18 protein-coding genes and 1 other RNA gene are annotated in these 21,682 nt (G+C 60.6%); 11 read left to right on the plus strand and 8 right to left on the minus strand.

Annotation, left to right across the window (positions count from 1 at the left end):
* Nucleotides 1-6: 6 nt before the first annotated feature.
* Nucleotides 7-570 carry a DinB family protein gene (locus C934_RS0122530; protein WP_018858854.1) on the plus strand — a complete coding sequence of 188 codons (564 nt, stop codon included), beginning with the start codon at nt 7-9 and terminating at the stop codon, nt 568-570.
* 20 nt (nt 571-590) lie between these two features.
* On the opposite strand, the gene C934_RS0122535 is transcribed toward C934_RS0122530, so the two are convergent.
* The 4 genes from C934_RS0122535 to gnd form a co-directional block, all read right to left on the minus strand.
* Nucleotides 591-1,973, minus strand: coding sequence for a virulence factor family protein (locus tag C934_RS0122535; protein WP_025660890.1), 1,383 nt, complete (start codon nt 1,971-1,973; stop codon nt 591-593).
* A complete protein-coding gene (mprF, locus tag C934_RS0122540) occupies nt 1,970-4,573 on the minus strand; it encodes a bifunctional lysylphosphatidylglycerol flippase/synthetase MprF (RefSeq protein ID WP_018858856.1) in 2,604 nt (867 codons plus the stop codon). The genes C934_RS0122535 and mprF overlap by 4 nt, the downstream gene beginning before the upstream one ends.
* 251 nt (nt 4,574-4,824) lie before the next feature.
* Nucleotides 4,825-6,933, minus strand: coding sequence for a mechanosensitive ion channel domain-containing protein (locus tag C934_RS0122545; RefSeq protein ID WP_018858857.1), 2,109 nt, complete (start codon nt 6,931-6,933; stop codon nt 4,825-4,827).
* Nucleotides 6,934-7,086: 153 nt separating this feature from the next.
* On the minus strand, nt 7,087-8,106 hold the full coding sequence (gnd, locus tag C934_RS0122550; RefSeq protein ID WP_018858858.1) for a phosphogluconate dehydrogenase (NAD(+)-dependent, decarboxylating): 1,020 nt from the start codon (nt 8,104-8,106) through the stop codon (nt 7,087-7,089).
* 534 nt (nt 8,107-8,640) lie between these two features.
* On the opposite strand from gnd, the gene C934_RS0122555 reads away from it, so the two are divergent.
* On the plus strand, nt 8,641-8,877 hold the full coding sequence (locus C934_RS0122555; protein WP_156828784.1) for a hypothetical protein: 237 nt from the start codon (nt 8,641-8,643) through the stop codon (nt 8,875-8,877).
* A gap of 478 nt (nt 8,878-9,355) precedes the next feature.
* On the opposite strand, the gene ssrS is transcribed toward C934_RS0122555, so the two are convergent.
* From ssrS to C934_RS0122570, 3 genes are all read right to left on the minus strand, one after another.
* Nucleotides 9,356-9,514: non-coding RNA, 6S RNA (gene ssrS, locus C934_RS33960), on the minus strand.
* Nucleotides 9,515-9,573: 59 nt separating this feature from the next.
* The gene (locus C934_RS0122565) at nt 9,574-9,951 is read right to left on the minus strand and encodes a cell division protein ZapA (RefSeq protein ID WP_018858861.1); all 378 of its coding nucleotides are present in this window, start codon (nt 9,949-9,951) and stop codon (nt 9,574-9,576) included.
* Nucleotides 9,952-9,964: 13 nt separating this feature from the next.
* The gene (locus tag C934_RS0122570; RefSeq protein ID WP_025660886.1) at nt 9,965-10,237 is read right to left on the minus strand and encodes a DUF4164 domain-containing protein; all 273 of its coding nucleotides are present in this window, start codon (nt 10,235-10,237) and stop codon (nt 9,965-9,967) included.
* 335 nt (nt 10,238-10,572) lie between these two features.
* On the opposite strand from C934_RS0122570, the gene tkt reads away from it, so the two are divergent.
* From tkt to C934_RS0122610, 8 genes are all read left to right on the plus strand, one after another.
* Nucleotides 10,573-12,546 (plus strand): transketolase, encoded by a 1,974-nt coding sequence (tkt, locus tag C934_RS0122575; protein ID WP_018858862.1) that lies wholly within the window; start codon nt 10,573-10,575, stop codon nt 12,544-12,546.
* Between the two features lie 61 nt (nt 12,547-12,607).
* Nucleotides 12,608-13,618: a type I glyceraldehyde-3-phosphate dehydrogenase gene (gene gap, locus C934_RS0122580; RefSeq protein WP_018858863.1), complete on the plus strand. Its 1,011-nt coding sequence runs from the start codon at nt 12,608-12,610 to the stop codon at nt 13,616-13,618.
* Nucleotides 13,619-13,751: 133 nt separating this feature from the next.
* Nucleotides 13,752-13,880 carry a hypothetical protein gene (locus C934_RS36220; RefSeq protein ID WP_018858864.1) on the plus strand — a complete coding sequence of 43 codons (129 nt, stop codon included), beginning with the start codon at nt 13,752-13,754 and terminating at the stop codon, nt 13,878-13,880.
* Between the two features lie 92 nt (nt 13,881-13,972).
* Nucleotides 13,973-14,293, plus strand: a complete 321-nt coding sequence (locus C934_RS0122590; protein WP_018858865.1) for a hypothetical protein — start codon at nt 13,973-13,975, stop codon at nt 14,291-14,293.
* Between the two features lie 335 nt (nt 14,294-14,628).
* On the plus strand, nt 14,629-16,479 hold the full coding sequence (locus C934_RS0122595) for a potassium/proton antiporter (RefSeq protein ID WP_018858866.1): 1,851 nt from the start codon (nt 14,629-14,631) through the stop codon (nt 16,477-16,479).
* A 70-nt stretch (nt 16,480-16,549) separates the two neighbouring features.
* A complete protein-coding gene (locus tag C934_RS0122600) occupies nt 16,550-17,752 on the plus strand; it encodes a phosphoglycerate kinase (protein WP_018858867.1) in 1,203 nt (400 codons plus the stop codon).
* A 222-nt stretch (nt 17,753-17,974) separates the two neighbouring features.
* Nucleotides 17,975-19,000 (plus strand): class I fructose-bisphosphate aldolase, encoded by a 1,026-nt coding sequence (locus C934_RS0122605; protein ID WP_018858868.1) that lies wholly within the window; start codon nt 17,975-17,977, stop codon nt 18,998-19,000.
* A 140-nt stretch (nt 19,001-19,140) separates the two neighbouring features.
* On the plus strand, nt 19,141-20,058 hold the full coding sequence (locus C934_RS0122610; RefSeq protein ID WP_018858869.1) for a PhzF family phenazine biosynthesis protein: 918 nt from the start codon (nt 19,141-19,143) through the stop codon (nt 20,056-20,058).
* Here C934_RS0122610 and C934_RS35240 read toward each other — a convergent pair.
* A complete protein-coding gene (locus C934_RS35240; RefSeq protein WP_018858870.1) occupies nt 20,055-20,219 on the minus strand; it encodes a hypothetical protein in 165 nt (54 codons plus the stop codon). The two genes, C934_RS0122610 and C934_RS35240, sit on opposite strands and share 4 nt — an antisense overlap.
* Nucleotides 20,220-20,389: 170 nt before the next feature.
* Here C934_RS35240 and C934_RS0122620 point away from each other — a divergent pair, with 170 nt between their 5' ends.
* Complete coding sequence (locus C934_RS0122620; protein WP_018858871.1) at nt 20,390-21,670, plus strand: MFS transporter; 1,281 nt, start codon at nt 20,390-20,392, stop codon at nt 21,668-21,670.
* Nucleotides 21,671-21,682 lie beyond the last annotated feature (12 nt).

Consider the following 21,682-nt stretch of genomic DNA (forward strand, 5'->3'; position numbering starts at 1 on the left):
TTACCGATGCCGACTTTCGACCCATGCAGGACCACACGGAAGCTTGCCTATAACAATGCGCTTGCGAACCATCGCCTGCATGAAGCCTGCAGCAGGTTGAAGCCGGGAGAGTTCGAGGCGGCACGCGTAAGCTTCTTTCCGTCGATCAAGGCGACGCTCAACCATATTCTGACGGTCGACTGGTTTTACGTTGATGCGCTCGAAGGCGGCACGCTTGGGCCTACCGCCTGGGATGTCGAGGAGCCATTCGACGACATCGCGGCGCTTGCCGCAGAGCAGGCCAAAGTCGATCGTCGGCTAGTCGCGCTTTGCGAGCCGGCAACGCCGGAAAAGCTGGCGTCGACGACCGAGATCCATCGTGCGGGGCGCATTCAGCGCGAGCGGATGGAAGACGTTTTGAACCACCTGTTCCAACACCAGACGCATCATCGCGGCCAGGTTCATGCGATGTTGGCAGGAACGAGCGTACATCCACCGCAGCTCGATGAATTCATCGTTGCCGATGATGGTCGCTTCCGGAGCGGCGATATCGCCGCTCTCGGCTGGAGTGAAGAGCAGTTGATGCGCTAGCCTGGGCGGCGCGACGCAGCCTAGTCCTGAAGCCGCGCCTTCAGCCCGTCGATGATCGTCTTGCTCAAGAGCTCATAGTTCTCATCGAAGTGGTGATCGCCGGCAAGGGCAATCACATCGGCACCGCTGTCCTTGAGATCAGGGCAGGCCACCTCGTCGTCATCTTCCTTTCCGTAGATGCACTGGACGATCTTGGGGTCGACCTTCTTCAGGTCATCAACCGGATCGCCGCCCGCACCTTCCGTCTTCTGGCCGAGCCAGCCCATGACGGAGATCTGGTAATCGACCTCATGCGACAGGGACAGGAGCGACATCTGCGCGACGGTTGCCTTGGCGGCCGGCTTCAGGCGCGTAAACGCGGCAGGCACGACATCGGCGCCGAAGGAATAGCCGATCAGCAGAACGTGCTTCACCTTCCACTGCTTGCGATAAAGCTCGATAATCTTGCCGAGATCGTCCGCCGTCTGCTGCGGCTGGCGCTCCGACCAGAAGTAATGCAGCGAGTCGATGCCGACGACCGGCACACCCTGCTTCTGCAGCGCCGCACCAACCTCCTTGTCGATATCGCGCCACCCGCCATCACCGGAGTAGATGACCGCCATCGTGTCGAAAGCCGGCTTGGCATCGAGAATGGTGAGCGGGAGGCCGAGCGGATTGTCAGCACTGCCGGAGGCGTCGATCAGGTCCGAGAGCGTGTCGGCAAGCGTCGTCTGGGCATCGTCCCCGGAATCGCGGATATCGATGTCCGAGTGCTGCTTCTTGAGTTCTTCGACATGCGCACGGCCCTCCTTTTGTGCTGCCGCCGTAAACGAGGCGATGATCGGGTCCGGCAGCGATGTTTCGCTGAGCCCATAGATCATGCGGTCGCCGACCGTCTGCTTCTTCGCCGGCGTGCACAGTTCCTTGGTAAGCGGAATCCCGGCAACTGGATCGATCGCCAGCGTCTGGCCGATCGTCGCATCCGGGGTCTGCGCCGCGATCGCCAGCGCCAGCGCACCGCCCTCGCCGACGCCGGCAACGATCGGCAGATGGTATGCACTGTTGCCCGCCGCGCGCTGTACCTGCTGGCTCAGCGATTCAAGATCGGAAACCATGTAGATGCAGCCGTCATTCTGGCTGACGTCGTAGTTTCTGAGCGCCTCCATATAGGCCACGAAATCGATGCCAATGACGACGGCTCCCTGCTCGACGAGACGGTTTGCCTCTGCCTTCTCATTATCGCCCCAGCCGGCGCCATCCGAGATCAGCACAACGGCGCCTTTCACGTCGCCTTCGGGCAGGAAAATATGCGGCGAAGGAATGAGCCCGGTCTCGAAGCTCTGTGTCGTCTCGGTCGCCGCCATTGCCGCCGGAACGGACAGCGACAGGGCGCAGACGGCTGCAAGAAGGTGTCTTTTCATCATTTCCTCACTACCCCTCTCAATCCGCCGCCGATCAGGAATGTTGCGTCCATCAGAGCGATCATCGGATTGCCTCCACCCGAAACCGCAAGATACCGCGGATGCCAGTGCGGATGGAACTTTGATTTGAAGGCCCTGAGGCCCTTGAAGTTATAAAACCGCTCGCCGTGTTCGAAGACGGTGCTGCCGACGCGGTCCCAGACCGGCGCCATCTCGCGCTTCGACATGCCCGAAAGCGGCGCCATGCCGAGATTGAAATGCGCAAACCCCTGGTCGCGCAGATATTCCATGATCTGGACAAAGAGGAAGTCCATCGACCCTTTCGGCGCATCCGGGGAGAACCGCATCAGGTCGATGGTCCCCTCGTCCTTCGCGGCGGTGATCAGGATGTTGGCGAAGGCCACGATCCTGCCTTCGCGCTTCAGGATGCCGACGGGTTGGGCAACGATATAGTCTGGATCGAACGCACCGAGCGAGAAACCCTTCTCCTTGGCATTGTGATCCTCGAGCCACGCATTCGAAACCGAGCCAAGCTCATCCATTGCGGCGGGAACGTCTTCCGGCGCGATAACCTCGAATTCAAGGCCGTCGCGTTGCGCGCGGCTCGCGGTTTGCCGCAGGTTTGCCCACTTGCCGCCCTTCATCTCGAAGGTTTTCAAATCGGCAACGGCAAGCTCGCCGAGCTTGAAGGCACGCAGCCCTGCATCGGCACAATGCGAAAGAAGCGCCGGAGAGATCTGGTAAAAGACTGCGCGGCAGCCGGCGGCGCGTGCGGACTCCACGAAACGCCAGACCAGCTCTGGAATGGCGCTGCGCTCCCCGATCGGATCGAAAAGAGCGATCCAGGAGCGCCCCTGCCTTCCATACATGATGAAAGCGTCGCCTTTCTCCGAGAACATGATGCTCTTGTCGCCCATGCGCACCAGATTGGCGTCGGCAAAGCGCTGCTTCTCAACGATACCGACCGCCCGCTGCAACGCGTCGGTGGAAGCAGGTTCCGGCTTGACCGTCGCCGGACGGAGCAGACTGAAGATCGCAATCGCCGAGGAAATGATCGTAAGGCCGAGCACGGCGCGCAGACCGCGCGGGGCCTCGCCGGCAAATTCGAACTGCCACCAGAGCTCGTTGCTGTATTCGACGTCACGATAGACGAAGAGCAGGATCACGATCGCACCGACGCAGATCACGGCGATCGCCGTCAGCCATGAGGCCGTCAGCGTCTGGTTGAGAAGGGACGCATGTCTGCGAAACAGCCGGCGGCTGACGAACAGGCCGAAGATCAGGAAACCGAGGAAACAGGCCTCGACCAGTGCAATCGCCTTCAGCAGCGACAAGGTCAACGCCGCCGCGGCCGACAGGATCGACACCCACCAGGCACCGTCGAGCTTCTGGCCGAGACCGCGTGCCGCAACGACCAGTGTCAGCCCGAGCAGGCTGGAGAGGAAATGCGCCCCCTCGACGAGCGGCAACGGCAGGTAGTTCGCAAGAAACTCGAGATTCTGGTCCGGCGTCGGCGTCACGCTCGAAAAGATCAACATGACGCCGAGGAGGAGCGATAGGGTCGAGAGCAACTGCGGCATCAGCCGGATGCCGATCCGTCGGATGCCTGACGCAACCGGGTGATCGGCAAACCGGCGAAGCTCGGTTGCCGAGACGGCCAGCACAGCGATCAGCAACGGCAGAACGTGATAGATCAGGCGGTAGAGAACCAGCGAACCAAGCACTGCGTCGATGTTCACTGCGCTGCCAAGCGAAGCGATGATAACGGTCTCGAACACACCGAGGCCGGCCGGTACATGGCTCAACACTCCAAGCCCAACCGCAATGGCATAGACAGCCAGGAATACCGGCCAGCTGATCGCGGCCTGTGGCAGCAAGACATAAAGGACGGTCGCCGAGGCGGCGATGTCGAAGGCGGTCACCAGGAACTGCCGCGACCATGTGCGCGAGTCCGGCAATCGGACCGAGACGGGACCGAGGTGGACTGCGCGCCCCTCGCGTCCCAGGAACATGATGACGCCGAGGCCGGCAATGACCATACCGGCCATCAGCCGCAGGGTCAGGCTGCCGACATTGATCAGAGGCGCGATTTCATCGGCGATGATCAGGAGCGAGATAGCGGCAACGCCCGCAAGCCCGAGGCCGAACGACAGCGTCACGAATGCGATGACCCGGCCAATCTCCTCAGGCGTCAGGCCGAGGCGCGAATAGGCGCGATAGCGGATTGCACCGCCGCTCAGCGCCCCGAAGCCCGCCGTATTGCCGACCGCATAGGCGCTGAAGGCGGTCAGCGCCACCTGCGGAAATGGCAGCTTGCGGCCAACATATTCAATGGCATTGACGTCATAGAAAACGAGGGCAAGAAAGCTCATGCCGGTGAACAGGAGGGCCAGAAAAATCGAGCTGACCTTGGTGTCGGCCAGCGCCTGAACGACGTCGTCATATCGCACTTCGTTCGTCAGTTGCACGATTGCGAAGCCGACGAGACAGAACAGCGCGAGCGTCGCCAGTGCTGTCAGGTGCGCACGGTAGCGCCTGAAGAATCCACGTACCGAAGATTCGTCGGCGTCTTCGATTTCTTCTAACTTGCCGTGTCCCGACATCTCGTACCGCCGCAATATTCCAGTTTGGTGGGAATCATGTCCGAAACACGTAACATGCGCGGCACGCAAGCTCTATGAGTGCGCAGCCTGCCCGACCCTGAACCGCCGATCTCGCCTGCTTCATCTCCAATTGGGGCAAATTTGGCGCAGGGCGCGCCGGCGCACATTGCAATTTCGTAACGTTGACAGGGTTGGAGCGGCAAAAAAGCACTGAACGAGGCTAGCCCGTTCCGATAAGCGAGTCCCGGATGCTACGCCGCGGGCTCATCTGAATTCGAGCGTTGCGAAAGATGGCGGGCGGCGGCTGCATGCGCCTCGGACTCGTGCCCTTCGCTCGAAACCTGCACCGTCGGCACAGCAAACTCGATGCCGTTTTCCTTGAAGGCGTTGCGGATCATGGCCAGGGCATTGCGTCGGATGACGAATTGCTCGCCGGGCTTGGTCATCATTGCCAGCCGGATGACAATCGCGAACTCGCCGAACTGTTCCACGCCCTTCATCTTCAGCGTCTCGATGATGTGTGGACTGTAGTCGGGATTATCCAGCAGTTGCTGTCCGATCTGCTTGATCACCTTCTTCGCCTTCACGAGGTCGGTGTCGTAGGTGACGTTCAGGGTAATCTTGTCGATCGTCCAGTCTCGGTTGAGGTTCCTGACCGCGCCGAGTTCGCCGAACGGCACCGTCGTCAGCGGCCCGCGGTGATGCCTCAGCCGCACCGAGCGCAGGCTGAAGGCTTCAACAACGCCCTTGTGGCTACCGCTCTCGATATACTCGCCGACACGGAAGGCATCGTCCCAAAGATAGAACATGCCGCTGATGACATCCTTCACGATGGTCTGTGCGCCGAAGCCCACGGCGACGCCGACCACGCCGGCACCGGCGATCAGCGGGCCAATTTCGACCCCGAGGCCCGACAGCACCATCAGTACAGCAATGACAGCAATGACCACGGCGAGGATATTGCGGAAGATCGGCAACAATGTCTGCAGGCGGGCGCGGCTGGCTTTTTCCTCATCCGTTATCGCGCCTTCGATCCTGGAGTCATCGAGCTTGCCGTTGATGTATGCGCGCGCCAGGTGCCACAACAGATCGGCAGCGAGCAGGATGACGATGCCGCCGATCGCGCCACGGGCAAGCCGATCGAGCATGGTCTCGCCGGCGACCATGCGATCGGCCGCAAGCCCGATCATGCGGCCAAGCCAGAAAGCCGCGGCCGTGATGATAAGGGCTCGAACGCCACGGTCGAGAAGCACAGTCGCAATCCGGCGCCCGGCGAGAAAGCCCGCCTCGGCCTGGTGCAGGGAACGAACGGCCAGCGTTGCAACCGAGAGAGCACGCGGCAGGAGCACGGCATAGATCCCGAGCCAGAGCAGCAGGTTGAAACCTGAAACCCAGAGAAGCCAAAGGAAAGCGAAATAGAGCGTCAGCCCCCAGGAAACGGTGAAGCTGCGATGCTCTCCCTCCTCCACCGGACGGTGCCAGATCGCCTCCACTGCGATGGCGAAGAGCCCGATGCCGAGAATGTAGCCGACAAAGTAGCGCGCGCCCTCGGAAAAGCCGAGCGGCACCATCAGTTGGATCACCGCCCAGCCGAATGCGAAGTAGATCGCGAAGGTCGCGCAACGCCGGAACCAGAAAAGCCCCCTGGCGCGCGAAATCTGGCGCTCGCCATCCGCACGCGGCAAGGTAACGAGGGCGACCAGGAGCCGCCCGAGCGCGACGGTAAAGCGGGCGACGATGAGTGCGACTGCAATCGCGATGGCCATGGACCGCGTGATCGGAGGCCAGTTGAAAGCGAGCAAAGGCACCAGTGTCGCCATCGCAAAAACGATTGCGGGAACGACGCGATAAAGCAGATTTGCCGCAGCGTGGTGGGCAACGGTGACGACCTCGTCGTCGGTCCGTCGGATTCGCGGTTTCGGCACGATAAGACGGAACAGCAGCTCGACAATCGCTCCGGTGAGAAAAAGGGCAATGACCTCCGTCGTAATCAGCAGCCAGCCCGTCGGCGCGACCTCGCGTTCGACGACTTCAGACGCGGTCTCGACTTCGCCGGGAAACTCCATCGCCGCCCCGGAGACCATTTCGATATGGCGGCGCGCATGACCGACGAGTTCGGAGAGCGCCGACATTTCGCCGGCCTCCGTCAGGGTGGCTGTCGGCGCCGCCTTCATTTGCGTCGCCATCCACTCCTTCACCTGTGGCGTTTGCATCAGCTCGAGTATCTGCCGAACTTCCGCCGGCGGTTGAGCCGCACTAGTCGTGGGCGTGGAAGGCGGCGACGGCGGGTTGGCGGTCTGAGCCGCGGCGCTCGTGGCTACGGCGAGGGCGAATGCCATCGATATCAGTAGTTGCATCATGCCACGCGCGCCCCATTGCCAGACCCGTGATCCCTTGCCCTAAATGCAATCTCTCGACAATGTATCCCGTTGTATAGACAATATATCCCGCTGTATAAAAGGAAAGCCCGCACAGGCGGCGCTGCGCGGGCTTGGAAAACGAAAAGTTTCAGCCTAGCCCTTTGGCTTCTCGACGTGACCGCCGAAGCCCGCACGCATGGCCGACAGCACCTTGTTGGCGAACTCGTCGTTGTCGCGCGAGGAGAAGCGACCATGAAGCGCCGCACTCAGCACCGGCGTCGGGACGCTTTCATCGATCGCCGCCATGATCGTCCAGCGGCCCTCGCCGGAATCGGAAACACGGCCGGCATACTTGGTGAGGACCGGATCGACATGCAGCGCGTCGGCCGTCAGGTCGAGCAGCCAGGAGGTGATGACGCTCCCGCGACGCCACACTTCGGCAATATCAGGCAAGTTGAAATCGTAACGATAGTGTTCGGGATGCGCCAAAGGCGCAGTTTCGGCATCGACCGCATGCGTGGCCGCACCGACATTGGCATGTTTCAGAATATTCAGGCCTTCGGCATAGGCGGCCATCAGGCCATACTCGATGCCGTTGTGCACCATCTTGACGAAATGACCGGCGCCATGCGGACCGCAATGAAGATACCCTTGCTCGGCCGTGCTTTCCGGATGAGCAGTGCGCCCCTCTGAAGGAGCAATGACTCCCTGTCCCGGCGCCAGAGACGCGAAGATGGGCGACAGCGACTGGACGATTCCTTTCTCGCCCCCGATCATCAGGCAATAACCGCGTTCCAGGCCGAAAACGCCGCCGCTGGTACCGACGTCAACGTAGTGAATGCCCTTGGTGATGAGCTCGGCACCTCGCCGGATATCGTCGTGATAGTAGGAATTGCCGCCGTCGATGATGATGTCGTCGTCGTGCAGCAACGGCAGAAGCTGGGCGATGACCTTGTCCGTGATCGCCGCCGGCAGCATCAGCCAAACCGCGCGCGGGCGCGACAGCTTCGAAACAAACTCCTCGAGAGAGGCGCTGCCGACAGCGCCCTTGCCGACGAGATCAGCAACGCTTTCAGGCCTCGCGTCGTAGACGACGCATTCATGGCCATCGCGCATCAATCGCTGGACCATGTAGTTGCCCATGCGGCCCAAACCCACCATGCCAAGCTGCATCTCAAGTCTCCTGGAAATTAAATCGATAAGATGCGGAAACTAGCACTCGCAATACAGCAAGCAAGAGAAGTCTCTGTCACATTCGGAGCAACCGACAGGCATTGTCGTCGGCGGACCGCGGTCCGCCTATTCCATCGAGAATCTTCAATAGCGGATCACCGGAAAGCATTTCAGGATAGACAGCGTCTACCACAACCGCATACCATCATAACGGGCAATATTGTAATGTTCGTTCAATAGTTGTGATTCTGCGCTAACTGTGGCAATCTTTACTTTCAAAGTGCTCCTGGGGAATTGTGGGGTCTGAGCGATGAAGTCTGCTGCCTTGCTGATCGGATTATGCCTCTATCCGGACAGCCTCATGGCGCAGTCATGTCCGCCGCTGGTCGTCTACCAGATGCAAATGCAGGGCGTCCCACCGCAGGGTCCGCGCGCGTGCGTCACGCAGTTTGGAATATGCCCGGGCTTCGGTCCGCCCTCCGCCTACTGCACCTGCAACGTCTATGGGCCCGGTCCAGGGAATACTTCAGTGAGGTGAGGGACATCGATCTGATCAAACTAAAGGAACTTATAGATCAACCGGAACACGCGACGATCACTGCCGAGAAATACGGCCCGTTTTTCTTCGCACTCGTCTTCATGTGTGTTATTCCGACCGGTCTCATCTTCTTGTATCGATACCTGTTCTCTTCGACGAGCAACAGCGAGATCAAGAAGGGGCTCTACACCGATTTCGGATCTATTTTCATGTCGCAGTGGCGTGCGGAGTAATCTGCACCGTTCTCAGCACTGCTTGGTGGATCTATGCGAGTTATCGCTACAACGAACAGAGCCGCGAAGCCTTTGAGGGCCTGCGAAGCAACATTACCGCGCAGGAAACAGCTATAAACAATATGAAGAAAGAAGATGCGCTCCAAAGCTAAACCGCGATTGGCAGCATCGAGGATAATCCAGACCCCGATCTGCAATTCGACAACGTTTTGTTCGACCGCAAATCTACTTCACCAAATCGCCTTACGGAAGGAATAGCTGGATTTTTCTGATCATATCGAAAACGCCGCTAGTGGATCAGCAGATCAATAACTTCATGATCAAGCGACAGACGGCGGCCATGACCCCACCTGATTACTTATACGCCAGACTTCGCCTGGGACCTGGGGCCGGGATCGGGATGTACAAGATTGAGAAAGCAGACGGAAAGATATCCATCGTGCCCCAACAGCAGTAAGCGTGTACGGATTTTTGGGAAGTGCGATCCACGACAACCGATGGATGTTTACGATCCTGGGCGCCTACAAACGTAGGTGGGCACCGTGTGTCCAGGCCCACGAGCCTGGTCAGGGACAGCTCCCTTTGGATCGAGTATGGCCCCAGGGATTGTGGTTCCTGTCGAGAGGCGCAGACCGCACTCCGCTATATAAGGCCGATTTGGGCGCTGCGCCAGAGGGCCGGCGACGCCGCCCCTATTTAATTGAGTTCGGCGGGCGCACGGCCGTTCAGCTTGTCGGTGATGCTGCGGATACGGCTCGTCACCTCACCCAAGGCCGCCGCAAGGCCCTCCTCGGTGCGGGCGTTTGCCGCGAGAACGCTATCACTGCTGTTCCGCAACGAATCGAGTTCGGATTCAAGCCCGGCGACGCGGCGGGTGAGCTCCGAAATTTCGTCCATGACCATGATGCCAGCCATGACGGTGATGCGGAGGTCACCGATTTCGCCGAACTGCCCCTTGAGGTGCCCGACATAATTGTCGAAGCGCGTCGCGAGGTCCGTCAGGTGGTCTTCCTGACCCTCCTCGCAGGCCATGCGATAGGCCTTGCCGTCGATCGTTACCGTTACCTGCGCCATGTATCGCGCCTTTCTATCGGTCCAGAACCGCGCGGATCGTCTCCATGGCCGTCACCAGCCGCCGCGAGACCTCGCGATTGACTTCCTCGAGCCGGTTCGCACGGAATTCGGCCTGGTCCAGTTCCTGGGCAAGCTTCGAGCGATCGGCATGAATACGACGTACCTCGCCTTCGATTTCGCCCTGCTCCCGCTGGTGCTCGATGCGCATCTCGACTGCGTTTTCAAGCCCGGAGATGGCTTGCCTGAGCTCGTTGAGTGCTGCTTCCATTTTGCCTGTAGGCGTCATGTCTCTACCGGTTCCCCGCACAAGACCCGCGAATCGGCGCCCGAGACCGATCCAGTATTTCCAAAAGGATACGCACCTCGCCAACGGCACGTCAATAAAGCTGGCCCTGCGGCTGCAGACCTATTCTGTGGATGACGAAAATCAACTGCCGCCTCAGCGCCTATTCAACTTTTGTAAAAATCGATGATCAAATGTCTAAAATCGATTGGAGAGGCCTCCGGAGGGCCTTCCATTTGTTGACTTGGCCGTTCCAACTGCTATGTGTCACCCGCTCTCATTGATGGTCTCCACAGGCTCGAGGCCATCCCCCGACACCCGGAACCCGTGGAATAGCCATGACCTCTCCTGAACAAAACGACCGGATGGCAAATGCGATCCGTTTCCTCGCCATGGATGCAGTCGAAAAGGCAAATTCGGGGCATCCCGGCATGCCGATGGGCATGGCTGACGTAGCGACGATTCTCTTTACGAAGTATCTGCGGTTCGACCCGAAGAAGCCGCATTGGCCGAACCGCGACCGCTTCGTGCTGTCGGCCGGCCACGGCTCGATGCTGCTTTACTCACTGCTCTATTTGACCGGCTACCCCGACATGACGATCGAGGACCTGAAGCAGTTCCGCCAGCTCGGTTCGAAGACCGCCGGCCATCCCGAATACGGTCATGCGACCGGCATCGAAACGACGACCGGCCCGCTCGGCCAGGGCATTGCCAATGCCGTCGGCATGGCGATCGCCGAACGCAAGCTGCGCGACGAGTTCGGCTCTGAGCTTCAGGACCACTACACCTATGCCATCTGCGGCGACGGCTGCCTGATGGAAGGCATCAGCCACGAGGCGATCGCACTTGCCGGTCATCTGAAGCTGAACAAGCTCGTTCTCTTCTGGGATAACAACTCGATCACCATCGACGGCGCCGTCTCCCTGTCGGATTCCACCGATCAGGTTGCTCGCTTCAAGGCTGTTCATTGGAACACGATCGAAATCGACGGCCACGACCAGGCTGCCATTGCCGCCGCCATCGAAGCCGCTCACAAGTCCGACCGTCCGACCTTCATCGCCTGCAAGACGATCATCGGCTTCGGCGCTCCGAACAAACAGGGCACTCATAAGGTTCACGGCAACCCGCTCGGCGCCGATGAAATCGCGGCGACCCGCAAGGCGCTGAACTGGGAATACGAACCCTTCGTCGTTCCTTCCGACGTTCTCGACGCATGGCGCGCAGCCGGCAGCCGCTCGGTCGAAACAGTCAAGACCTGGGAAGACGGCCTCGCCAAGTCCGCGCACAAGGCTGAGTTCACCCGCCGCTTCGCCGGCGACCTGCCGGAAGGCTTCGACGCCGCGATCAGCGCCTACAAGAAGAAGCTGATCGAAACCAAGCCGACGATTGCCACCCGCAAGGCATCGGAAGACGCGCTTGAGGTCATCAACGGCTTCCTGCCGGAAACGCTGGGCGGCTCCGCCGACCTGACGCCGTCGAACAATACCAAGACCAGCCAGATGCATTCGATCACGCCGACCGATTTCGCCGGGCGCTACATGCACTGGGGAATCCGCGAGCACGGCATGGCTTCGGCCATGAATGGTGTCGCGCTGCACGGCGGCCTTATCCCCTACGGCGGCGGCTTCCTGATCTTCTCGGACTATTGCCGACCGCCGATCCGCCTGGCCGCCCTCATGGGCATCCGCGTTGTCCACGTCCTAACGCACGACTCGATCGGCGTCGGTGAAGACGGCCCGACGCACCAGCCGGTCGAGCAGATCGCCGGCCTGCGCGCCGTTCCGAATCTACGGGTCTTCCGCCCGGCAGACCCGACTGAAACTGCCGAATGCTGGCAGATCGCCGTCAAGTCGAAGACACACCCGTCCGCGCTCGCGCTGACCCGCCAGAACCTGACGCCAGTGCGTACCGAGTACAGCGAAAAGAACCTTTGCGAACTCGGCGCCTACACGCTCGCCGGCAAAGCCGACGCCAAGGTGACGATCTTCGCTTCCGGCTCTGAAGTCGAGCTCGCCGTTGCCGCCCGTGCAACGCTCGAAGCCAAGGGCGTCAGCGTCCGTGTCGTTTCCGTTCCCTGCACCGAACTGTTCTTTGAGCAGCCGGAAGCATACCGCAAGGAAGTCATCGGCAACTCGCCAGTCAAGATCGCCGTGGAAGCCGCCGTCCGCGAAGGCTGGGATGCCTTCATCGGTCCGGAAGGCACGTTCGTCGGCATGAAGGGCTTCGGCGCGTCCGGTCCGGCAAAGAAGGTATTCGAGCATTTCGGCATCACCGCGGACGCCGTGGTCGCTGCCGCAGAAGCAAACCTCTAAGAGAGCGCTTCGGCGCTCTCCAACTCAATCCGCAAGCCCCATCTCTAGGGAGTGAATGCACATGACTGTAAAGGTTGCCATCAACGGCTTCGGCCGCATCGGCCGTAACGTTCTCCGCGCTATCGTCGAATCCGGCCGCACCGACATTGAAGTCGTTGCCATCAACGACCTCGGCCCGGTCGAGACCAACGCCCATCTGCTGCGCTACGACTCCATCCACGGCAAGTTCCCGGCCGAGGTGAAGGTCGAGGGCGACACGATCACTGTTGGCGGCGGCAAGCCGATCAAGGTGACCGCGATCAAGGACCCGGCAACGCTGCCGCACAAGGAACTCGGCGTCGACATCGCGATGGAATGCACCGGCATCTTCACCGCCCGCGACAAGGCTGCCGCGCATCTGACGGCCGGCGCAAAGCGCGTCATCGTTTCGGCTCCTGCCGACGGCGCCGACCTGACCGTCGTTTTCGGCGTCAACCATGACCAGCTCACCAAGGAGCATCTAGTCATCTCCAACGCATCCTGCACGACGAACTGCCTCGTGCCTGTTGTGAAGGTTCTCGATGACGCGGTCGGCATCGACCACGGCTTCATGACCACCATCCACTCCTACACCGGCGACCAGCCGACCCTCGACACCATGCACAAGGACCTGTACCGTGCCCGCGCCGCAGCCCTGTCCATGATCCCGACGTCGACGGGCGCCGCCAAGGCCGTTGGCCTCGTCCTTCCGCATCTGAAGGGCAAGCTTGACGGTACGTCGATCCGCGTTCCGACCCCGAACGTCTCGGTCGTCGACTTCAAATTCGTTGCCAAGAAGGCCACGACCGTCGGCGAAATCAACGAAGCGATCAAGGCTGCCGCAAACGGCAAGCTGAAGGGCATCCTCGGCTACACTGACGAGCCGCTCGTTTCCCGTGACTTCAACCACGACAGCCACTCCTCGATCTTCGCAACGGATCAGACGAAGGTCATGGAAGGCAACTTCGTGCGCGTCCTGTCCTGGTACGACAACGAGTGGGGCTTCTCCAGCCGCATGTCTGATACGGCTGTCGCTTTCGCAAAGCTCATCTAAGAGCGTCCCGACATGAATCGTCGAAAGCGGCTCGGGCGACCGGGCCGCTTTTCTTTTGAAGCCAAACTGACTAGCGTCATAGAGACAAGATAATGCCGGATGTTGGCTGGCGGACTCATCCATGAGAATTCTCATGACAATCATCGTTCTGCTCATGATTGCGAGCGTGCTGAGTCTCAGCCTTGTTGGCGGGCGCAACTCGAAGCAGATCGCCGAAGGGCAGCCGTTAATGGCGTCCACACGCGTCATGGGACCTCGATAGTCCGTTTGCCCGAACGATTAGACTGGCGCGCCGCAGCCGATCACCGTACTGTCCATCGAAGCTGGACGGCACAGAAGCGAAAGAGAATTTTGATGGACTACTTTACGATCGAGATCGGCGGACAGGCGATCGCAAGCTTTCGCTCCGAGAATGCCGATGATGCCGAGAATTTCTTCGAGGCCGAGGATTTCCGCGAGGATCTGACGGTTCTGCAATCGCAGGGCAAGCCGGTCTGGGACGGCGTCACGGAACTCAAGCTGCGCAAGGCGACCGCCGAAGAGGCAAGCGAAGTCGAGCACGCCTATGAGTTCGACGATGATCCGGAGCGAACGATTGACGATGAATTTGTCGTCTTTCTGATCCCGATTTCCGACATCGTCGATGACGAGGACGATGAGGACGAAGACGCCTGAGCAGCGCGATCGGGCAAGAAGCCGACGGTGCGCTTCTCCATGACCGCTCATTGATTGAGAGGAAACGCGCGAGAGCGCAACTTCTGCCCTCCTATCGCCCGATTTGCTCATACACTCGATTCATGCTCCTTCGTGAGCACTCACCCGGTTTTGCCGTCAGGCACGCCAAAACAGCAGCATGAAGCCGCAAAACAGCACGGGGTCGACCGCAAGGCCTACCCATCCTGTTTGTTTTGCCGTTTACTCATAGCGGGCTTGAGTGACCACGAAAGGGCGATTGGATGGACTGCGGGACCGGGGGCGGTCTGCATTGAATTGCGGGTAAGGGGACAGGCATGGAAGCGTTTTATATCGTCGTACTGGTATCGACGACGCTCGTGCTTCTCGCCGCATTCTCCAGCCTGCTCGCCTTCCGCTTCGGCGCCCCCCTCCTCCTGCTCTTCCTCGCGATCGGCCTGCTTGCTGGATCTGATGGCCTCGGGATCCAGTTCAGCAACAATTATCTGGCCTACTTCCTCGGCTCCATCGCGCTTGCCGTCATCCTGTTCGACTCCGGTTTCGGAACGCCGGTCCAAGCCTTCAAGCTTGCGGCGATACCCTCTCTGACGCTCGCCTCGGTCGGCGTTCTGATAACAGCGGCACTCATTGGTGTTGCCGCCATGTGGCTGCTGAACTTCACGTGGCTGGAAGGCCTGCTGCTCGGCTCGATCGTCTCCTCCACCGACGCTGCCGCCGTCTTCTTCCTGCTGCGCATCGGCGGCATCAATATTCGTGACAAGGTGCGCTCGACACTGGAGGTTGAATCGGGAACCAACGACCCGATGGCGATCTTCCTGACCATCGCCCTCGTAGAGATCCTTGCCAGCGGCGAGCGCTATCACGGCATCAACATCGGTATGCTCGCCATGTTCGTGCAGGAGATGGGCCTCGGCGTCATCCTCGGTCTGCTCGGCGGCATGATGATCTCGCTGATCGTCAGCCAGCTGGAAACCGATCGCGGCCTGACCCCGATATTCGTGCTGGCCCTGGCGCTGCTGGTCTTTTCGGCGACGGGCGCGGTCGGCGGCAGCGGCTTCCTTGCCGTCTATGTCGCCGGCATCTACGCGGGCAATCGCAAGCTGCAAGGCCATGCCTCTATCAAGCGCTTCCAGAGCGGCATGACCTGGCTTGCCCAGATCATTATGTTCCTGGTCTTGGGACTGCTTGCGATGCCGTCGCAGTTTCCGGCGATTGCCGTTCCCGCCGTGCTGCTCGCCCTGTTCCTGATCTTCATCGCGCGCCCGCTCGCCATCTGGCTCTCGTTGCTCCCCTTCGACTATACGCAGCGGGAGATCGGCTTTGTCGCGTGGGTCGGCTTGCGCGGCGCCGTTTCGATCCTGCTCGCCATCATGCCCATTCTCGGCGGCTTGGAGAACAGCCAGATCTATTTCAACACCGCCTTCATCATCGTGCTCGTCTCGCTTCTCGTACAGGGCTGGACGATCAAGCCGGTCGCCAAGAAGCTGGGGCTCATCATCCCGCCGCGCATGGGTGCCGTCGACAAGGTCGAAGTCGATCTGCCGGGTGCGGCAAACCACGAGCTCCTCTCCTACCGCGTTATCAAGGACAGCCCGGTGCTTCGCGGCGAACGCATCCCGCGCTGGGCGACGCCGTCGCTCGTCATCCGCGACGGCAAGTCGATGCGTTATCAATATGCGGGCCGGCTACGCGAGAACGACCTCGTCTATCTGTTCGTCGTGCCGTCCTACTCGCGGCTGCTCGACAAGCTCTTTGCCAGCCGCGCGCCGGTGGAAGAGGATGACGCCGATTTCTTCGGCGCATTCGCGCTGTCGCCCGCCCGGCCAGCGGCCGATCTCGACGCCGCCTATGGCCCCGGCCTGCTGAACGAATCCGAGAAAGGGCTGACGATCGCCGAACTGATGAAGCATCGTCTGGGCGGCAAGGCGGATTATGCGGACCGGGTCCGTCTCGGCTCGATCATTCTCATCGTCCGCGATCTCGATGATCAGGACCACATCACCTCGGTCGGCATGTCGCTGGAGGCTGTAGAGCCCGCCACCACCCTGCCGATCTTCCTCAATTTGCACGACATCATCGATCGCATCCGCGACCGCATCAAAGGTCGCAGAAGCCGGGAAGCAGCGGCTGCGGCGGCATCAGCCAAGGGCGATCAAAACCCGCAATGAGCGCCTTGCGTCTGCGATCATCCTTGCTATGGTCGCCGCATCTTTTGGGCAATAACGAACGGATTTTTCCATGCCTTCCTTCAAGACCCTCGACGACCTCAACGATGTTGCCGGCAAGCGCGTCCTCGTTCGCGTTGACCTCAATGTTCCGGTCAAAGACGGCAAAGTAACCGACACCACACGCATCGAGCGTGTTGCCCCGACGATCCTGGAGCTCTCCAACAAAGGTGCCAAGGTCATCCTGCTGGCGCACTTCGGCCGCCCTAAGGATGGCCCGTCGCAGGACCTTTCGCTGTCGCTGATCGCTCCGTCCGTCGAGGAGGTGCTGGACCACTCCGTGGCAACCGCCGGCGACTGCATCGGCGCAGCAGCAGCGGAGGCAGTTGGTGCGATGAAGAACGGTGACATCCTGCTCATGGAAAACACCCGCTTCCACAAGGGCGAAGAGAAGAACGACCCCGATTTCGTCAAGGCGCTTGCGGCGAACGGCGACATCTACGTCAACGACGCCTTCTCTGCTGCCCACCGCGCACATGCCTCGACGGAAGGCCTCGCCCATCATCTTCCCGCCCATGCGGGCCGCACCATGCAGGCCGAGCTTGAGGCCCTTGAGAGTGGTCTCGGCAACCCGGCCCGTCCTGTCGTCGCCATCGTCGGCGGCGCCAAGGTTTCGACCAAGATCGACCTCTTGATGAACCTTGTGAAGAAAGTCGATGCGCTGGTGATCGGCGGCGGCATGGCAAACACCTTCATTGCCGCCCGCGGCACGAATGTCGGCAAGTCGCTCTGCGAGCACGATCTTGCAGACACCGCCAAGCAGATCATGATCGAAGCGGCCACGGCCGGCTGCGCCATCATTCTGCCGGAAGACGGCGTCGTTGCCCGCGAATTCAAGGCAAACGCCGCCAACGAAACGGTCGCAATCGACGCGATCCCCAATGACGCTATGGTGCTGGACGTCGGCCCGAAGTCGGTCGAGGCGATCAAGGCATGGATCGAGCGCGCCAATACGCTGGTCTGGAATGGCCCGCTCGGCGCGTTCGAGATCGAGCCTTTCGACAAGGCAACCGTCGCGGCAGCGAAATTTGCGGCCGAGCGCACGAAGGCCGGCAAGCTCACCTCGGTGGCCGGCGGTGGCGATACGGTCTCGGCGTTGAACCACGCCGGCGTGGCCGACGATTTCAGCTATGTGTCGACGGCCGGCGGCGCCTTCCTTGAGTGGATGGAAGGCAAAGTGCTCCCCGGTGTCGCTGTGCTCAACAAGCACAAATAATTCAAGCGAACGAATTTAACAAATTTTACATGTAGATAGACCGCGGCGCGAAAGCTCCGCGGTCTTTTGCTCATTTGGAGTACAAAAGCCCAAACTTTCAAACGATTAAAAAAAATTCAAACGTTTCAGACAATTTTGCTGCCGTTTTCCCACCCATAAACTTCTGTTATCCGCGACCTATATCTACTGGTTGACGATTTTTTTGCTGTGGAGAGAAACGATATGAGCGAACGTTTGGAAGACATTGCCGTGCGTATGGTGGCTGGTGGCCGCGGGCTGCTTGCAGCAGATGAATCGACAGCCACAATCGGGAAGCGGTTCGACACGATCGGACTTGAATCGACGGAAACGAGCCGTCGCGACTACCGCGAAATGCTGTTCCGCACCGAAGACGCGATGCGTCAGTATATCTCCGGCGTGATCCTCTACGAAGAGACCCTCCACCAGAAGGCAGCAGACGGCACGCCCCTTGTCGACGTCATCCGTGCGGCCGACAGCATCCCGGGCATCAAGGTCGATATCGGCGCAAAGCCGATGGCAGCCTATCCCGGCGAAACCATCACCGAAGGCCTCGACGGCCTCGCAGACCGTCTTGCGAAGTATTATGAAGCCGGCGCCCGCTTCGCCAAGTGGCGCGGCGTTATCGCAATCTCCTCCACGCTGCCCACCTGGGGCTCCATGAAAGCCAACGCCCACGCCCTCGCCCGCTATGCCGCGCTGTGCCAGCAGGCCAACATCGTGCCGATCGTCGAACCGGAATGCCTGATGGACGGCAAGCCAGGCGACCACAACATCGATCGCTGCGCCGAGGTCACCGAATGGACGCTGCGCACCGTCTTCAAGGAATTGGCAGACGCCCGCGTCAGCCTCGAAGGCATGATCCTCAAGCCGAACATGGTCATCGACGGCAAGAACGCCCGCAAGGCTTCCGTCGCCGAGGTCGCCGAGCGCACGGTCGAGGTGCTGAAGCGCACCGTTCCGTCGGCCGTTCCCGGCATTGCCTTCCTCTCGGGTGGCCAGTCCACCGAAGAAGCGTCGGCGCATCTTTCCGCGATCAACTCCGGTTATGACCTGCCGTGGACTGTGACCTTCTCCTACGGCCGCGCACTGCAGGATACGGCACTGAAGGCTTGGGGCGGCAAGCAGGAAAACATTGCCGCCGGCCAGCGTGCCTTTGCCCACCGCGCCGAAATGAACAGCCTCGCCGCCAAGGGCAGCTGGAAGAAGGATCTGGAGAAGGCGGCCTAAGCCATCTTCTGATCGACAAGAAAAGCAAAACCGGTCGTCGCAGACGGCCGGTTTCTGCATTGTAAGGGCGACAACTTTCCGGCTTCTGCAGCCGGCGGATCGCCGGTAGAGATCGTGGTATCAGCCCTCTCGGAGCCGCCATGAGAACCGTTGCCTTCACGACAGTCGATGTCTTCACCTCTACTCGCTTCGAAGGCAACCCGCTCGCCGTGATGACGGACGCGCGTGGCCTGACGGACGCAGACATGCAGAATATTGCCGCCGAGTTCGGCTATTCGGAAGTCACCTTCGTGCTGCCGCCAGAAGATCCGGTAAATACCGCCCGTGTCCGCATCTTCACACCCACCATGGAGGTTCCCTTTGCGGGGCATCCGAACGTCGGGACGGCTTATGTGCTCGGCCAACAGCGCGAGGTCTTCGGACGGCCGGTCGGCGACAGCCTGCGCTTCGAAGAGAAGGCGGGTCTCGTCGAGGTCAACCTGAAGCGTGACGACGGTGAGGTGCTGTCGGCATCGATTCGTGCGCCGAAGCCGCTCACCATCGGCAACACGATATCCGAGGAAACCGTTGCGCGCTGTATAGTGATCGAGCCGCAGGAAATCCGGGTGGCGAAGCACCGACCGGTTGTCGCCTCCGTTGGACTGAGTTTCGCCGTCGCGGAACTGGCAGACCTTGCCGCCCTCGGTCGCGCCCGCCCGAACCTCACCTATTTCCAGGATGCCGCCGGCCCGACTGCCGAAGGCAATCACGATTTCTCGCTGTTCGTCTATGTGCGCTCCCAGGAAGAGCCGTGGACGATCCGCGCCCGGATGTTCGCGCCGCTCGACAACGTTCCGGAGGATCCGGCGACCGGCAGCGCCTCGGCAGCCCTCGGCGCCTACCTCGTTTCGCTGGAGCCGGATGCGGACATGAACGTTTCGCTCACCATCGAGCAAGGCGTCGAGATGGGACGCCGCAGCATCATCGGCATCGAAGCCGTCAAGAAGGACGGCATCGTTTCCGATGTGACGATCTCGGGCAGCTGCGCGCCGGTCATGCGCGGCGAAATCACGTACTAAACGAACAGATCGCGGCCAAGCAGCGCCACCGCCCAGACCCCAAACGCGATCAGGGCGATCTTCCAGAAATCCATGCGCCGCCGCAGCCCCGGAACGCCCAGCGGCTTGATCAGCTGAATCGCCATCGCCAAGATGAGCAGCAGAGCGATCAGCTTCGTCATGTCTTTATTTTTCCATCTCTTCTGAATGTCACAGGACGGACATTTTTTCACGTCACGACTGCATTTATTCATGCCGTAAAGGCATTTGGGGGCACAATCAATCATCTCGAGGCTGGGCGACACTCCGTGTTGCCATCTGTCTTTGCAATCAACGCATAGAGTCTGGCTATATGAAAAGAAATCTGCTGTCCGTCGCCTCGCTTCTCTTCGGGACGCTGTTTCTCTTCATGGGCAATGGGTTGCAGGGCATCCTGCTTCCGGTTCGCGGCAACCTGGAAGGCTACGCGACAACCACGCTCGGCCTGCTCGGCACGTCCTGGGCTGCCGGCTTCGTCATCGGTTGCCTCGTCGCGCCGAAATTGGTGCGCCGCGTTGGCCATGTCCGTGCCTTCTCCGGCTTCATTGCGATTATCGCGATCATCGCCCTGGTCAGCGGCATTATCATCCACCCCGTCTGGTGGGTGCTGCTGCGCGCCGTCACCGGTTTTGCGACCGCCGGCACCTCGATGATCATCGAGAGCTGGCTGAACGAGCGCGCCACAAACGAGAGCCGCGGCGCAATCTTCTCGCTGTATATCGCCATCACGCTCTTCGGCGTCGTGGCGGGTCAGATGATGATCCCGCTCGAGGATGTTCGCACGCCTGTCCTGTTCATGGTCTGCGGCATCTTCTACTGCATCGCGATGCTGCCGACGACGCTCTCGACCGCAGCCTCGCCGCAGCCGCTGAAGGCCGTGAAGCTGGATCTTCCGGCCCTTTACCGCAACTCCCCGGTCTCCTGCCTTGGCATTCTCCTCGTCGGCATCGCCAACGGCGCATACGGAACGCTGGGCGCTGTCTTCGGCGCAGGCTCCGGCCTGTCCGACACCAGCATCGCCATCATGATGAGCTCCACCATCTTCGCGGGCGCCGTGATGCAGCTGCCGGCAGGGCGGCTTTCCGACCGCATCGACCGGCGCTATGTGCTGGCAGCCATGTCGGCCATCGCGGCCTTCGCCGGCCTGTTGATCGCCATCCTGCAACCATCGTCACCGGCCTTCATCATCGGCCTCGTCGTCCTTTACGGCGCCGTTGCCAACACCCTCTATCCGATCGCGGTTGCGCACGCCAACGACTTTGCCTCGGCAGAGGATTTCGTAAAGGTTTCGGGCGGCTTGTTGCTCCTCTACGGCATCGGCACCATCATCGGCCCGACCATCGGCGGCCCCGTCATGTCGATGATCAATCCGCACGCCCTCTTCCTGGTGACGGCAATCGCCCATGTGTTGATCACCGCCTATGCCATCATCCGCAGCCGCATGCGCGCCGCCGTTCCCGCCGGCGATCGCGACGCCTTTACCACCATTCCGACGGCTACATCGCAGACGCTGACGCCCGAAAGCATGTCGCTTGCCGACCGCGGAACCGGCAAGACTCCCGAAACCGGCGATCCTGCCCTAAAATATAGCTGAGGCATACAAGGG

Source organism: Rhizobium sp. 42MFCr.1 (assembly GCF_000377185.1).
Classification (GTDB): Bacteria; Pseudomonadota; Alphaproteobacteria; order Rhizobiales; family Rhizobiaceae; genus Rhizobium; species Rhizobium altiplani.

What these genes read in the sequence shown, in the direction of transcription:
- C934_RS0122530 (WP_018858854.1), top strand. Translation starts at nt 7, where the DNA reads ATGCCGACTTTCGACCCATGCAGGACCACACGGAAGCTTGCCTATAAC.
- C934_RS0122535 (WP_025660890.1), bottom strand. Translation starts at nt 1,973, where the DNA reads ATGATGAAAAGACACCTTCTTGCAGCCGTCTGCGCCCTGTCGCTGTCC.
- mprF (WP_018858856.1), bottom strand. Translation starts at nt 4,573, where the DNA reads ATGTCGGGACACGGCAAGTTAGAAGAAATCGAAGACGCCGACGAATCT.
- C934_RS0122545 (WP_018858857.1), bottom strand. Translation starts at nt 6,933, where the DNA reads ATGATGCAACTACTGATATCGATGGCATTCGCCCTCGCCGTAGCCACG.
- gnd (WP_018858858.1), bottom strand. Translation starts at nt 8,106, where the DNA reads ATGCAGCTTGGCATGGTGGGTTTGGGCCGCATGGGCAACTACATGGTC.
- C934_RS0122565 (WP_018858861.1), bottom strand. Translation starts at nt 9,951, where the DNA reads ATGGCGCAGGTAACGGTAACGATCGACGGCAAGGCCTATCGCATGGCC.
- C934_RS0122570 (WP_025660886.1), bottom strand. Translation starts at nt 10,237, where the DNA reads ATGACGCCTACAGGCAAAATGGAAGCAGCACTCAACGAGCTCAGGCAA.
- tkt (WP_018858862.1), top strand. Translation starts at nt 10,573, where the DNA reads ATGACCTCTCCTGAACAAAACGACCGGATGGCAAATGCGATCCGTTTC.
- gap (WP_018858863.1), top strand. Translation starts at nt 12,608, where the DNA reads ATGACTGTAAAGGTTGCCATCAACGGCTTCGGCCGCATCGGCCGTAAC.
- C934_RS36220 (WP_018858864.1), top strand. Translation starts at nt 13,752, where the DNA reads ATGACAATCATCGTTCTGCTCATGATTGCGAGCGTGCTGAGTCTCAGC.
- C934_RS0122590 (WP_018858865.1), top strand. Translation starts at nt 13,973, where the DNA reads ATGGACTACTTTACGATCGAGATCGGCGGACAGGCGATCGCAAGCTTT.
- C934_RS0122595 (WP_018858866.1), top strand. Translation starts at nt 14,629, where the DNA reads ATGGAAGCGTTTTATATCGTCGTACTGGTATCGACGACGCTCGTGCTT.
- C934_RS0122600 (WP_018858867.1), top strand. Translation starts at nt 16,550, where the DNA reads ATGCCTTCCTTCAAGACCCTCGACGACCTCAACGATGTTGCCGGCAAG.
- C934_RS0122605 (WP_018858868.1), top strand. Translation starts at nt 17,975, where the DNA reads ATGAGCGAACGTTTGGAAGACATTGCCGTGCGTATGGTGGCTGGTGGC.
- C934_RS0122610 (WP_018858869.1), top strand. Translation starts at nt 19,141, where the DNA reads ATGAGAACCGTTGCCTTCACGACAGTCGATGTCTTCACCTCTACTCGC.
- C934_RS35240 (WP_018858870.1), bottom strand. Translation starts at nt 20,219, where the DNA reads ATGACGAAGCTGATCGCTCTGCTGCTCATCTTGGCGATGGCGATTCAG.
- C934_RS0122620 (WP_018858871.1), top strand. Translation starts at nt 20,390, where the DNA reads ATGAAAAGAAATCTGCTGTCCGTCGCCTCGCTTCTCTTCGGGACGCTG.